Below are 13,574 nucleotides of genomic sequence, written 5' to 3' on the forward strand. Positions count from 1 at the left end.
AATAATTTATAGCATAAAACTATTTTTTAGCTATTATTAGTCATTATATTCGATTTAAAATAATGACTAATATATTATCACCTGAAAAAAGTGAAAATGATCAAGAATTGCCGATAAGGCCGTCATATTTGCAAGAATTTGTCGGTCAACAGCAGATTAAGGAAAATCTTTCGGTATTTATTAAGGCTGCAAAATCTCGAAATGAGCATCTTGATCATACTTTATTTTACGGTCCGCCCGGGCTTGGTAAAACTACGCTTGCTAAAATTATCTCTAACGAAATCGGCGGTAATTTTAAATCCACCTCCGGTCCTGCTATACTTAAGGTAGCTGATCTTGCTGCTATTCTTACCAATCTTGAAAAGAACGATGTATTATTTATTGATGAAATCCACCGCTTAAATACTGCGGTTGAAGAGGTTTTATATCCTGCTATGGAAGATTTTGAGCTTGATATAATTATCGGTGAAGGATCTGCCGCAAGGTCAGTGAAAATAACCTTGCCGAAATTTACATTAATCGGTGCTACCACACGCCTTGGGCTGCTTAGTAATCCTTTGCGTGATAGGTTCGGTATTCCGATGCGGCTAAATTTTTATAATACCGAGGAATTGAAGCAAGTTCTAAATAGAGCAAGTAAACTACTTGATATTGATTTGACCGATTCGGGTTCTGAAGAAATAGCTAAAAGAAGTAGAGGAACGCCAAGAATTGCATTAAGATTGCTTCGTCGTATAAGAGATTTTGCAGCAGTTGACGGTAAATCAAGAGTAGATAAGGAAATCTCTGATTTTGGGTTAAATCGTTTGGAAGTTGATCGTATAGGACTTGATAGCAATGATTATCGTTATCTAAAATTCATAGCGGATAATTATAACGGCGGTCCTGTTGGAATTGAAACGATCGCAGCTGCCTTGTCTGAACAACGTGATGCACTTGAAGAAACCATAGAGCCTTATCTTATACAGATAGGTTTACTACAAAGAACTCCTAGAGGTAGGGTAATCACGATTGCCGCTTTTGAGTATTTGAAAATGCCTGTACCGCATCAATCACATAATCAATTTAATATTTTTAACGAGAATGAATAACAATAATTTAAATGATAACTACACAGCCGCAGATGTTATAAAAAGGCTGATAAAAGATCATGTTAAACCTTACGCAAATAAAATATATTTTTCGATATTTTGTATGGTTGTTGCAGCACTTTGTACGGCAGTGATCGTACATGCGGCTAGACCTATTATTGATCAGGTTTTTTTAACGCATGATAAGAAAATGCTTATAATAATGCCTATAGTGCTTACTGTAACTTTTGTTATAAAAGGAATTTCAGAGTATTATCAGAATTATCTAATAAAATTTGTTGGGCAGAGGGTACTAAACGATTTACAGATAAAAATGTATAAGCATTTGTTATTTGCCGATATTTCTTTTATTCAAAACCAATCTTCAGGACATTTAATATCTCGTTTTACTAATGATATTTCTTTGATGCGTGGAGCTGTTTCTAACTTACTGGTCGGATGTGCTAAACATTTCCTAACTGTAGTATGTTTAATAGCAACAATGTTTCATTTAGAACCGCTATTATCTTGCGCAGTTTTTCTTGTTTTCCCTTTAGCTGTTTATCCGGTGCAAAGGATGGGTAGAAAGATAAGAAGAATATTTGCACAGTCACAAGAAGAGCTTGGGCATTATACCTCTAGGCTTGATGAAACATTTCAGTCAATTAAGATTATTAAATCTTTTGTAGGCGAAAAAATAGAAAGTAATAGAGCATCGTTGATTATTAATAATATTTTAGAGTTCTACAAAAAAACATCTAAGCTAGATGCGATGGTTTCACCGATTATGGAGGGTTTAAGCGGTCTTGCAGTTGGAGGGATGGTATGGTACGGAGGTAATCTAGTCCTTGAGGGGAAAAGTACGCCAGGGGCTCTTTTTGCTTTTTTGGCTTCTTTTGCAGCGGCTTATAGACCGTTTAAAAGTTTGGTATCGTTAAATATTAATTTACAAGAAGGAATAGCAGCAGCTAAGAGGGTATTTAGTATTTTGGATACAGAGCCTCTTATTAAAGATCATGAAGATGCTAAAGACGTAGATTTATATAATCCACAAATTACTTTTGAAAAACTAGCTTTAAGGTTTGAGAGTAAAATAGCTATAAAATATATAGATTTAAGGCTGGAGCCTCATAAAATTATTGCGTTTGTCGGGCGTTCAGGTAGTGCTAAGACTTCGCTTAGTAATTTATTAGTGCGTTTTTATGATCCAAATGAAGGAAGAATTTTAATTAATAATCATGATATTAAAGATATTAAGCTTACTTCACTTAGAGGTCAGATTTCCTTAGTTACTCAAGATACTCATTTATTTGATACAAGCGTTGCAGAAAATATAGCATACGGTCAGGCAAACGCTACAAGAGAAGAAATAATTAGAGCAGCAAAATATGCCGATGCTCATGAGTTTATTATGCATCTGCCGAATGGTTACGACACGCAGATAGGGGGGCAGGGGGCGACCCTTTCAGGCGGTCAGCGTCAGCGTTTATCTATTGCTAGAGCTTTCTTAAAAGATGCCCCTATTTTAATTTGGGATGAAGCAACAAGCAGCTTAGACCAAGCTTCCGAACAGAAAATTCTAGAATCATTAAAGAAATTACGCCAAGGAAAAACCACTTTAATTATTACGCATCGTTTAAGCAGTATTACCGATCTTGATAATATTATCGTCATGAAAAACGGTGAGATTTGTGAACAAGGAACTCATACACAATTGCTTAAGAATAAAGATGAATATTATAGGTTGTATAATAAGGAGTTAAGAGAAAATGGTTGATTTATAAAGTAAATAGCTTATATTTCTTAATTATTATTGCAACACTAATATTTTCGTCATTGCGAGAAAATTATGTAAGTAATTGGCGAAGCAATCTCAGGATGCTTGGCAAGATTGTCACGTCGGGACTATGTCCCGCCTCGCAATGACGATTTAATGAAATATCACAATGCTCATTACCAAGATTTTTAAAGACTATCGATTATTTGAAATATTTATTTTAGGAATAGTTAGCGGTATGCCACTGGTTATAATTTTTTCTACTCTTGTGGTATGGTTAAAAGAATCCGGTATAGATATCGCCGTTATTACTACATTTGCGGTTGCAAGGTTATCATATTCGTTAAAAGTATTTTGGTCGCCTCTAGTCGACAATTTTAAAATACCTTTTTTAAGTAGGTGGGGACATCGCAAAAGCTGGCTTATATTATGTAGCTCTTTAATGGCTTTAGTACTAATTGCTATGAGCAAGGAAAATCCTGAAGTTTCTTTAACTGCTTTATATTTTTTGACTATATTATTAGGCTTTTTATCTAGCACGTTTGATATTGCCGTTGATGCGTTGCGTATAGATAAGTTTGATCAAGCAACACAAAGCATAGCTAGTGCAACCGCCGTATTCGGTTATCGAATCGGTATGCTTATTACAGGGGCAGGTGCTTTGTACCTTGCAGAAATAACTGGAAATAATTGGCAACTAACTTTCTGTGTTATAGCGATAATATTTGTCGTTGCAACGATATTTATAATAACCATAAACGCAAAAGAATTAGTAAGAGAAAGAATGAATATTATTTCTATTACTTCATGGATTTCTACAGTAATTAATCCTTTCAAGGATTTTTTCAAAAGAGAATTTGCCGCAACTATTTTACTTGCGGTAATATTTTTTAAATTAGGCGATGCTATGCTTGGAGCGGTTGCCTCACCTTTTTATATAGAGCTTGGTTATACAAAAGGCGAAATAGCAATAATAGCTAAACTTTATGGATTGATTGCAACCTTAGTCGGCGGTTTTGTCGGTGGTATTATAATGTATAGGGTGGGGAGTTTGAAAGGTTTGATTATTACCGGTATTGCCCAAAGCTTAACGCATTTTGCATTTATTTGGCTTAATCATCAGCCTCCTTCTTTTGAAGCTTTATTAATTGCTATTACTATAGAGAATTTTGCTGCCGCTATGGGTGCTACTGCTTTAGTCGGATATATAAGTAATTTATGTAATAAAAAATATTCCGCAACACAATATACTTTACTTAGTAGTGCTAGTAGTTTATGTAACAATACTGTCACTATTTATGCTGGAAAACTCGTAAATATGATGGGCTGGGACGGTTTTTTCATCTTTACTATAATTTTAGCCTTGCCTGCTTTGTTTATATTAATGTATCTTAATAAAAAGGTTAATGTGTAGTAAGTATTATTTTCATCGTCATTGCGAGCGATCGTAGGAAGCGTGACAATCTAGGAAAATAATAAAAAAATGCTATGCATTTTTTACTGGATTGCTTCGTCAAAATTTTCAATTTTTCCTCGCAATGACGAAAAATCACACTTGATTTATTTAATTTTAATAATATTTTATTTATTTAAAATGTTTAGGAAATTTTTATTACCTTATATTTTTGTCGTAACATTTTTCTTTGCTCCTATAAGCGAAGCAACAAAAGCCGTAAAAAATACCCCTAAACCTCCTGTTCAAACTAGTTTAGTAATTGATGCAAAAAGCGGTAAAGTGTTGCAGGCCCATAATTCACAAATTCGGATTTACCCCGCTTCTTTAACTAAGCTAATGACTCTATACTTAATGTTTGAAGCAATTGAAGCCGGTAAGTTACCTTTAGATAAAAAATTACTTGTATCAGCAAAAGCTTCAAAAATGCCGCCTTGTAAGCTGGGTTTAAAAGCAGGGGAAACTATAACCGTTCGAGAGGCAATTAATGGATTAATTATAAAATCTGCTAATGATGCTGCTGTAACGGTTGCTGAGGGCATGAAAGGTTCAGAGAAAGCTTTTGCTCATTTAATGAATGTTAAAGCTAAACAGCTCGGTATGAAGAACACCTATTTTAAAAATGCTTCAGGTTGGCATGACCCATTGCAGCAAACTACCGCAAGAGATATGGCTAAACTTGCTATGGCTTTGAAGAGAGATTATCCTAAATTTTATCCGTTATTTGCTAAAACCAGCTTTGTATTTCGTGGAAACGTAGTAAACGGACATAATAGGGTTACTAAAAATTATCAAGGTGCAGAAGGGATGAAAACAGGTTTTCATACACCGGCAGGTTATAATTTAGTAACTACTGCTTCTAGGAACGGTAAATCATTGATTGCCGTTGTTACAGGCGGCAAAAGTGCCGCATCTCGTGATCAAAAGATGATGGGGCTACTAGATCAGCATTTTAATATTAAGCCTATAGTCCCTAAACCTTCAATCAAGCTTGCCTCTAATAGTAAATCTACTACAAAAGCTAAATCAAAAATAATAAAGAAAAAGAATATACGTAGTTGATATGTATCGTCATTGCGAGACCACAAAGTGGTCGTGGCAATCTCATGAGGTAATACAAAAACTCCTGAGATTGCTTCGTCGACATAAATGTCTCCTCGCAATGACGTTAAAAATCGCGCCATGCAACAACGCCTACGACTACTGACGATTTAATATTCACACATCTTTTAAGGCTTTATTGCCAATTTATACTTTAAATTTACAAGTTTTATATGACAATTAACGCTACATTTATTGTTTTTTGTAACTTTAGTAGATGAAGATTTTTTAGAGTTTTTAGCTAAAGTTTTACTTTGTGGTTTTTTTAGATGAATATTTTTTAGCAATTTCTCAGTTTCATTAGGTAAATATTCTATTTTTACTTTAGTTATACCTTGATTTTTAAATGCTAAAATTTCAGCCGCTTTTTGAGAAACATCTATTATACGATTTTTCTTAAAAGGACCTCTATCATTAACCATTAAAATTACTGCTTTATTATTGGCTTTGTTGGTAACTTTAACTAAGCAAGGGAGTGGAAGAGTTTTATGTGCAGCAGTTAATAAATTTCTATTAAATCTATCGCCGTTAGCTGTTTTTTTACCGTGAAAACCGTCTTTACGTCCACCGTACCATGAGGCATAACCTGTTTCGGTAAAAGATTTAGGGTTGTGAGGTTTATAAGTCTTTCCTTTTATTTTATAATTTTTACCGACTTTATAATGTCCTTTATAAGTTAGATTATGAGGATCATCTTTTGATAATTCTTTGTAAGAATATTTGTGGGAATAAGGTAATCTTTTTGAGGTATTACAACCGCTTAGACCAAAACAAAAAATTAACAGAAGTAATAAACCCTTTGCATAACTTGCTTCTAAAGGTAATTTGTATACCTTTGATACTTCAAGATTTGGTACGTCAAATTTCGGGATTCGCCTGTGTTCACGTATTTTTATACGCTGTGCAGGCTCACCACTTATTTGATTTCCAACTTTTGAAATATCTGCGGTATACGTCAATCCGGTATTCGCATCCTCACGTACTAAAGTGTATGCTGCAGTGCTACGTGCCGTGTTTCCTTCAAATTTCTCTTTATTAGCTTCGTTATGTAAGAGGTCTAATTTGAATTTATGATTCTTCACTATTATCATTATTTGTGTTAAAATTATTCATTATTTTAGCGTAACACACAACTTTTTCAACACCTTTTATTTTTGATGCAATAGAAGCAAGCTTTTCTAGCTCTTCTTCTGATCTTGCAACTCCAAATAAATAAACAATATTATCTATAGTTAGAATAGTATAATTAGCAAATTTAATGTCTTTTCTGACTAAATTTTTAGCTTTAATTTGCGTGGTTATCATACTATCTTTAGTATATTGGGCTAAGTCAAAATGATTACTGTTTTTATTTACTTTCAACTCATTAATAACTTCTTTTACGCTTTTTTGATTCCAAGCAATTTCTACGGCTTTTAACGCATCAGATTCTTTTTGAATATTTCCTGTTAATAATACTCTTCCTTGTGATACTTCAACCTTTATTTTAGCACCTAAATCTCTAAAATTATTTTTTACTAAATCAGCTTTAATGCTGGCAGAAATCCTTGCATCATTTAATGTTTCAGACATTGGTTGATCTTTTGAAGCAACAATGCCGGTAGTGGTTGCTGCGGTAAAAATAGCAGGTAAACAAGCAGATAGACTAAAAGAAAGAGCTATAAAAATTAGAACTTGTAATATCATAACAATAGTACCCTACGAGTTTTAAAAAGTCATCGGTGTTATCTCTGTAAAAGTAGGGATTCAGTGCTGTTCTGTGTCATCCCGCGATTTGATCGTGGGATCCAGCTTAAAATACTAATATTAGTATTTTAAATTGTTTGTATGGACCCCATGGTCCAAGCCACGGGGTGACACAGTGGATTTTACCGGTCCATGCAACAAAGCCTACGTGGTAATGACATAAAGTAAAAATAGTAAGGTATTATATATATCATATCTTACTATCCGGTAATTTATTCTTTAATAAAAGAGGTAATTGCAGTAAAATAAATATAAAAGTAATAGGTATTACACCGAATACTTTGAATTTTACCCATGTTTCATCTGAGAAATTACGCCAAACTACTTCATTAACTACAGCCATAAAAAAGAAAAAAGCCGCTGTTCTATAGCTTAAGGTTATCCAACTTTCTTCTTTAAGACGTACTATACTCTCTAAAGCATATTTGATAAAAGGATTTTTTCTTATACCGCTCATGAGAAATATTATGCCAAAAATAACATATAATATAGTAGGTTTGATTTTTATGTACATTGAATCGCCGCTAATTAAAGTAATGCTTCCCGAAACTAATAAAACAGTCGTAGAAATAATAGAAAGCTTGGATACTTTCTTATCTATAACATAACAAAGGGTAATACAAATGACAGAGGTAATAAGCATATAAAGAGTAGCGTGTTGTATACCGCCTCCATAAAAAAAGCCTGCAAAAAATGCTATTACCGGACCAATTTCTGATAAAAGTTTTAACATATTTAATTGTTCTCTTTGATAAAATTAATTTGATTCATTTTTTTGTACTGATATTAAGTTATTTTTGGAATATCTTAATTTTATTTGTATGACAATATTTATCAGTAATATAGTAGTAAAATAAGCCAGTACTTGTAGCCCGTTAGGTCTTGCAATATAACCGGTAACAATATGTAAGATTTTACCTATCATACTTCTATCTGCTATTAACCATGAACTATCCCAAAGTTGATCGGATAAAAACATAACTAGACCGGAAGAGGTTAAAATACCTGCAGCACTTGCTGCAAATCCGCCTGCTATTAGCATTAATAATATGGTAGAGATTTTAAAAATATATTTTTGATTAGCAATCTTAATGAAACCGAAATATATTACTAAACCAAGTAAGAAGCCACTTGTAGCACCTATTATCACTCCTTGCAGGTAAATACTGCTTGATATTGTTTCAACTGAAGATATGCTATATACTAAAATAATAATTTCTGCACCTTCTCGTAATATAGTAGTGGCAACTAAAAAAAACAACATGAAATAACTGGCATTACCTTCATGAATTTTTACTGATAAGTCGTTTATATGTTGCTTTACTTTTATACTGTAACCTTGCATCCATATTATTGTCCAGCTAATCAGAATTGTTATTAGTATCATAATTCCAGAATCGAATAACTCGTCGCCTATTCCGCCAAAAGCTATAGATAATTTACGTGTAAAAAATGCAAAAATTGAAGCAAATACTACTCCAAGCATTACTCCAGCAATAATATAAAGACGAGATTTTTCTATTTGTTTTGTTACGACGAGTATTACACCAAGTAATAAGGATATTTCTAAACATTCACGAAACACTACTAAAGCAATTTTAAACATATTTTTTATCTAATCATTAACAATTATAAAACCCTTAGCCGTATCTTGATGAAAATCTCCAAAAAATTCATATTTTCCGGACTTGAGAGGTGCAAGTATAATATGTATTGACTCATTTGGCATAACTATTTTTTCACGATGTAAATCATGACTTTCAAACTCTTCTACCGTATCATCTTCATTATGAACAATTAACCGTATCTTAGTCGATTTTGGTACTTCAACTATATTCGGAACAAATTTATGATCTTGTATAGCTATCTTTACTTCTAATATATTATCGTTTGTTTTATCATCGGAACTCTTACTTGTAGAGATATAAATAATTACTGCTAAAAATATTAAACCTACTAATATAATAATATTTTTGTTTTTTTTAATAATTTCCATACTCCTAGCGTAATTAAAGTTTAAAGTAAGATGCTTATATACTCGTTTAATTTGAGTGATAAATTTTTAATAATTACAAAATTTATCCTGCAATTTTTATTAATGCTATAAGATATACAATTATTATCATTATGACAAGGATAGATAATAAAATATAATTTTTTTGTCTTTGAATTTTATTTTGTTTCATATTTATTTAATTTTGTTTAAAGTCTCCTAGTTCAAGCAAAAGATATTCATTGATCGGTAACGATTCATGAGAAATAATTTTATTTATGTTAGAACCTAAAGTTTTAAATGTTTTGCCTGCAGCAATAACACTGCGTGTTCCAACCGTTACTTTACCTTGCAAGGCGTAAGAAAAAATTAAAGGATATGTAATATCGCCGATTTTCATATCTATTTGTTGTCCTTTTGCTTTTGAATCATATAGTATTTTACCGTTTGATAAGCGAGTAATTTTAGCATTAAAGCTTACTTTTTCACCACATAATAAAGGAACACGATAAGCTATCTCATCGTCATAAATTTTAACTTCATTACTTTTAACAAAATTTTGCGGTAATATGGATTTTAAAATTACATTAACTTTATAATTATAAGCATCATCGAAGATAATATTATTACTATTATTAACGGCATATTTTGCCGGAATAATAGCTTCTCGTGCTTCTCCTACCATCATACCGATTATTACATTATCTAAGCCAAGCATTACAGGAGCAGAGCCTAAAGTAAAGGTCTTAGTATCTTCAGATATTAAAGTATTGTTCATATCTGATATTTGATAAAATACGGTAACTACATGTCCACAAGAAGCGGGACCGATATTACCGCTACCGAGCGTATTAATTTTGAACAGTGTTTTTACTAAATCCTTACGTACTTCAATAGTGTAATCATTAGGATTGATAGGTCCATTTAACGGTTGTAAAATATTTTCAAAAAATGCTTTCCCTTCTTCGGTTTTAAGAGCATTTATTACTATTTTTGAAACCGTACGTTCAAATAAGTTACCGTTTAATGAAATAGGGGGTTCATTATTTATACTAGTTTGGTTTTCATCGGTAGATGAATTATTTGAAGCCGTTTGCGCTACAGTTGTAGGATTATTGTTGTCGGGAGATATTTTTAACTTTACTATATTATAAAGTATTAAAATTACAATTATTAAAGATAAAAATTTTTGCATATATTATATAATATTTTAGTATAACAAAGTTTACACTATAACAATCAATTACTTAATAATCAAATGAGAATAAAAATAATTTGATTAATAAAAATAATTGATTTAAATTTAGATGCAGAATTTTATAAATATAGTGGTGAAAAGTGAAAAAATTTATATTTTGTTTTTTATGTTTATGGACATTAAACATATTTGCTGCTTCTAAAACTTACCCTAATAAGCTTAATCGTTGTAAAATTACTAGAAATATATTTAATGATTATGAGCCAAAAGTTTTTGAAACTACTAATAATTTATTACGTAAAACAGGAAGATTATCAAAATTTTACGGTGAAAGGATATTAATTAAAGGAAAAGTATTAGATCAGAATTGCGTGCCGGTTGCGGATGCTAAAGTTTATTTATGGCAAGCAGGAAGCGGAGGTAAATATCCTTACGAACCTTTAAAAACTAGAGTTGATAAAAGAAGATTTACAAGTAAAAGCGATTCAAGCTTTACCGGTTCCGGTATTGCTACTACTAATAATAAAGGAGAATATTACTTTATTAGCATGTTGCCTTATAAATCTTCTCATTATTTGAGAAGTGCAAATATAAGAATAGAGCATCCTAGTCTTACTACTCTCGAAACACGCTTAGACTTATCTGATAAAAATATGTGTGATAATGAGTGCGGTGAAGTAAATCCGATATTGATTGAACCGCAAGAAAATATGCTGTCTTATTGTTTTGACTTAGTTTTGCAAGGTATGACGCTTAAGAGGTATTGATACAGTACATCATTGCGAGGAAAATTACGAAGTAATTTGACGAAGCAATCTCAGGATATTTGACGAGATTGCCACGCAGTCTACGACTGCTCGCAATGACGTTTTGCCTCTTTCTGTGGTACTTCTAAAGGCTTTTTTATACCACAACTACATAATGTAAATGCTAATACGAATAAATAAAATGTCTTCATTACTATAAATTATTATATGACCTTAAGAAATTATAATAAATATCTTATATGTATTATAGTATTTTTATTATCTATAATAATTTTTATTCCTAAAATTCATGCTAAGCTCTATGAGAAGCCTAAGGATAAATTAGCATTTTTAAGAGGTTCAAGCGTTCCTGATAATATAATTTTTTTTGATGAAGAAAAAAATCAATATTCTCTTGATCAGTTTGAAGGAAAGACTATATTGTTAGTGTTTTGGGCTACTTGGAGTGCTCATTGTGTCAAAGAAATGCCTGATCTTGATATGTTGCAAAAAGATTTTAGGAAATTACCTTTTTCAGTAATTCCGATTTCAGAAGATTATCAAGACATAAAAGTTGTGCAAGAATATTTTAAAAGCTATCAAATAAGATATTTGCCGATTTATCATGATTATAGAAATGAATTATTTAAAGCCTTAGGGGTTGTTAGTTTACCGACTAGTATATTAATAGACCCAAACGGCAAAATAGTAACTAGCTTTGTCGGCAATACAAATTGGTATGACGAAAAAGTTAGAGATACTATTTTATCGGCCATTCCCGGAAATTATCCTGAACCTAAAAATAGTTATAACTAGCAATCTCTGAATAAACCGGCTAAGCCTTTACCGCCAATAAAAACGGATGCTATAGTAACTCCAAGTAAATAGACGAAGTGTAATTTGGAAAAGAGCAAGGAGTCTATAAGGCGAGGAGCGGAGCGTATACTTAATAGGTGAGTACCGCAGATCTTATAAGACGACGTAGACAATTTTTCAAATGAAACGAGTATATTAAATTAAAAATGAGTAAAATTAATGAATGAAGTAAATAAATCAACTATGGCGAATGCTGAATTTGATCAGATAATAACCAAACGGCATATAAGTAAATTAGATCAATTATTGGCTTCGGTTTTTGGTGATTCTAAAGAGGTGATTGCTGTTTTACGCCTTAGCGGTGTTATCGGTAAAGTAAGTACTATGCAATCGGGACTTACGTTAGAATCATTAAATGAACTAATAGAAAAAGCTTTTAAAATAAAGAAATTAAAAGCATTATGTTTAATTATTAATTCTCCCGGCGGTTCTCCGGTACAATCTGAACTTATTGCAAAACGTATTCGTGACCTTGCTAAAGAAAATAAAATAAAAATTTATAGTTTTATTGAAGATATGGCGGCTTCAGGCGGATATTGGCTTGCTTGCAGCGGTGACCGGATATATGCTTTGCCGAGTTCGATTATCGGTAGTATCGGAGTAGTATCAAGCGGATTCGGTTTTCATAAAGCAATTAATAAACTTGGGATAGAGAGAAGAGTTTATACGGAAGGCAAGAATAAATCAGTATTGGATCCGTTTAAACCTATTAATAAAGATGATCTTAAAATTATCAAAGATGTGCAAAAGCAGGTTTATGAACATTTTATAGAATATGTAAAAACAAGAAGAGCAGGGAAGTTAACTCAGCAAGACGAAATTTTATTTAACGGTGAATTTTGGGCAGGGCAAACGGCGCTTGATTACGGCTTAATTGACGGCATAGGTGATATGTATAGCATAATGAAAGAAAAATTCGGTGATAATATTAAGTTTCAATATCTGTGTGCTAAGCAGCCTTGGCTTAAAAAGAAACTTGGCATGGGAAGTAAGATATTAACCGATAATCTTGCTAATTCTTTAATTTATGCGGTAGAAAATAAAATTATTAACGATAAATTTGATATGAAATAATATGACAATAACACAAGTTAAAATTAAAAAACTAGAAAATTTTTCCGGCAGTCTGCCGGAATATGCTACAGAGCATAGTGCGGGGATGGATTTAATAGCCGCAAGCGAGCAACCTATAACAATCAAAGCAGGCGCAATACAGCTAATTCCAACAGGCATCGCTATAGCACTACCGGATTCGTGTGAAGCCCAAATAAGACCCCGTTCGGGTCTTGCCGTTAAACACGGTATCACGGTTGCTAATTCACCCGGTACTATTGATGCAGATTATCGAGGTGAAATAAAGGTCATTCTTATTAATCTCGGTAAAGAAGATTTCATTATAGAAAAAGGCATGCGAATTGCACAGATGATAATCGCAAAGTACGAACGTATATTATGGGAAGAAAGTAGTAGTCTTATGGAAACGATGCGTGGTAGCGGTGGCTTTGGTTCTACGGGTGTTTAGTTGGTCTCTATGTCATTCCCGCGTAGGCGGGAATCCAGTAAAAATAACCTTAATATTGATACAAAAATTACATATTAGGTAAAAATAAGGTT

The 13,574-nt window shown here is 32.4% G+C and carries 14 protein-coding genes; 8 read left to right on the forward strand and 6 right to left on the reverse strand.

The window, feature by feature from the left end; translation table 11 throughout:
• Nucleotides 1-62 precede the first annotated feature (62 nt).
• The 4 genes from ruvB (at nt 63) to A3305_RS06050 (ending at nt 5,362) form a co-directional block, all read left to right on the forward strand.
• Nucleotides 63-1,091 carry a Holliday junction branch migration DNA helicase RuvB gene (gene ruvB, locus A3305_RS06035; RefSeq protein WP_014392163.1) on the forward strand — a complete coding sequence of 343 codons (1,029 nt, stop codon included), beginning with the start codon at nt 63-65 and terminating at the stop codon, nt 1,089-1,091.
• Entirely contained in the window at nt 1,084-2,847 is a 1,764-nt protein-coding gene (locus tag A3305_RS06040) for an ABC transporter ATP-binding protein (protein WP_014392164.1), read from the forward strand. The genes ruvB and A3305_RS06040 overlap by 8 nt, the downstream gene beginning before the upstream one ends.
• A gap of 169 nt (nt 2,848-3,016) precedes the next feature.
• On the forward strand, nt 3,017-4,261 hold the full coding sequence (locus tag A3305_RS06045; RefSeq protein WP_014392165.1) for an AmpG family muropeptide MFS transporter: 1,245 nt from the start codon (nt 3,017-3,019) through the stop codon (nt 4,259-4,261).
• 180 nt (nt 4,262-4,441) lie between these two features.
• Nucleotides 4,442-5,362: a D-alanyl-D-alanine carboxypeptidase family protein gene (locus A3305_RS06050; RefSeq protein WP_014392166.1), complete on the forward strand. Its 921-nt coding sequence runs from the start codon at nt 4,442-4,444 to the stop codon at nt 5,360-5,362.
• Between the two features lie 167 nt (nt 5,363-5,529).
• Here the strand turns inward: A3305_RS06050 and A3305_RS06055 are convergent, their stop codons facing one another.
• From A3305_RS06055 to A3305_RS06080, 6 genes are all read right to left on the reverse strand, one after another.
• A complete protein-coding gene (locus A3305_RS06055) occupies nt 5,530-6,492 on the reverse strand; it encodes a septal ring lytic transglycosylase RlpA family protein (protein ID WP_014392167.1) in 963 nt (320 codons plus the stop codon).
• Complete coding sequence (locus tag A3305_RS06060) at nt 6,470-7,087, reverse strand: BON domain-containing protein (RefSeq protein ID WP_014392168.1); 618 nt, start codon at nt 7,085-7,087, stop codon at nt 6,470-6,472. Before A3305_RS06060 ends, A3305_RS06055 begins: the two co-directional genes overlap by 23 nt.
• Nucleotides 7,088-7,337: 250 nt before the next feature.
• Nucleotides 7,338-7,880: a septation protein A gene (locus A3305_RS06065; RefSeq protein ID WP_014392169.1), complete on the reverse strand. Its 543-nt coding sequence runs from the start codon at nt 7,878-7,880 to the stop codon at nt 7,338-7,340.
• A 24-nt stretch (nt 7,881-7,904) separates the two neighbouring features.
• On the reverse strand, nt 7,905-8,753 hold the full coding sequence (locus A3305_RS06070) for an FTR1 family protein (protein WP_014392170.1): 849 nt from the start codon (nt 8,751-8,753) through the stop codon (nt 7,905-7,907).
• 9 nt (nt 8,754-8,762) lie between these two features.
• Nucleotides 8,763-9,143, reverse strand: coding sequence for a cupredoxin domain-containing protein (locus tag A3305_RS06075; protein WP_014392171.1), 381 nt, complete (start codon nt 9,141-9,143; stop codon nt 8,763-8,765).
• A gap of 196 nt (nt 9,144-9,339) precedes the next feature.
• Nucleotides 9,340-10,335: an FKBP-type peptidyl-prolyl cis-trans isomerase gene (locus A3305_RS06080; RefSeq protein ID WP_014392172.1), complete on the reverse strand. Its 996-nt coding sequence runs from the start codon at nt 10,333-10,335 to the stop codon at nt 9,340-9,342.
• Nucleotides 10,336-10,478: 143 nt separating this feature from the next.
• Here A3305_RS06080 and A3305_RS06085 point away from each other — a divergent pair, with 143 nt between their 5' ends.
• The 4 genes from A3305_RS06085 to dut all read left to right on the forward strand — a co-directional run bounded on the left by A3305_RS06085 (nt 10,479) and on the right by dut (nt 13,482).
• A complete protein-coding gene (locus A3305_RS06085; protein ID WP_014392173.1) occupies nt 10,479-11,105 on the forward strand; it encodes a dioxygenase in 627 nt (208 codons plus the stop codon).
• A gap of 207 nt (nt 11,106-11,312) precedes the next feature.
• Nucleotides 11,313-11,900, forward strand: coding sequence for a TlpA disulfide reductase family protein (locus tag A3305_RS06090; protein ID WP_014392174.1), 588 nt, complete (start codon nt 11,313-11,315; stop codon nt 11,898-11,900).
• 219 nt (nt 11,901-12,119) lie between these two features.
• On the forward strand, nt 12,120-13,034 hold the full coding sequence (locus A3305_RS06095) for a S49 family peptidase (protein ID WP_014392175.1): 915 nt from the start codon (nt 12,120-12,122) through the stop codon (nt 13,032-13,034).
• Nucleotide 13,035: 1 nt separating this feature from the next.
• The gene (dut, locus tag A3305_RS06100) at nt 13,036-13,482 is read left to right on the forward strand and encodes a dUTP diphosphatase (protein WP_014392176.1); all 447 of its coding nucleotides are present in this window, start codon (nt 13,036-13,038) and stop codon (nt 13,480-13,482) included.
• Nucleotides 13,483-13,574: the final 92 nt, after the last annotated feature.

The organism is Rickettsia amblyommatis, from assembly GCF_002078335.1.
Lineage (GTDB): Bacteria > Pseudomonadota > Alphaproteobacteria > Rickettsiales > Rickettsiaceae > Rickettsia > Rickettsia rickettsii.

Coding starts and splice junctions, on each gene's coding strand:
- ruvB (WP_014392163.1), top strand. CDS start 63: ATGACTAATATATTATCACCTGAAAAAAGTGAAAATGATCAAGAATTG.
- A3305_RS06040 (WP_014392164.1), top strand. CDS start 1,084: ATGAATAACAATAATTTAAATGATAACTACACAGCCGCAGATGTTATA.
- A3305_RS06045 (WP_014392165.1), top strand. CDS start 3,017: ATGCTCATTACCAAGATTTTTAAAGACTATCGATTATTTGAAATATTT.
- A3305_RS06050 (WP_014392166.1), top strand. CDS start 4,442: ATGTTTAGGAAATTTTTATTACCTTATATTTTTGTCGTAACATTTTTC.
- A3305_RS06055 (WP_014392167.1), bottom strand. CDS start 6,492: ATGATAATAGTGAAGAATCATAAATTCAAATTAGACCTCTTACATAAC.
- A3305_RS06060 (WP_014392168.1), bottom strand. CDS start 7,087: ATGATATTACAAGTTCTAATTTTTATAGCTCTTTCTTTTAGTCTATCT.
- A3305_RS06065 (WP_014392169.1), bottom strand. CDS start 7,880: ATGTTAAAACTTTTATCAGAAATTGGTCCGGTAATAGCATTTTTTGCA.
- A3305_RS06070 (WP_014392170.1), bottom strand. CDS start 8,753: ATGTTTAAAATTGCTTTAGTAGTGTTTCGTGAATGTTTAGAAATATCC.
- A3305_RS06075 (WP_014392171.1), bottom strand. CDS start 9,143: ATGGAAATTATTAAAAAAAACAAAAATATTATTATATTAGTAGGTTTA.
- A3305_RS06080 (WP_014392172.1), bottom strand. CDS start 10,335: ATGCAAAAATTTTTATCTTTAATAATTGTAATTTTAATACTTTATAAT.
- A3305_RS06090 (WP_014392174.1), top strand. CDS start 11,313: ATGACCTTAAGAAATTATAATAAATATCTTATATGTATTATAGTATTT.
- A3305_RS06095 (WP_014392175.1), top strand. CDS start 12,120: ATGAATGAAGTAAATAAATCAACTATGGCGAATGCTGAATTTGATCAG.
- dut (WP_014392176.1), top strand. CDS start 13,036: ATGACAATAACACAAGTTAAAATTAAAAAACTAGAAAATTTTTCCGGC.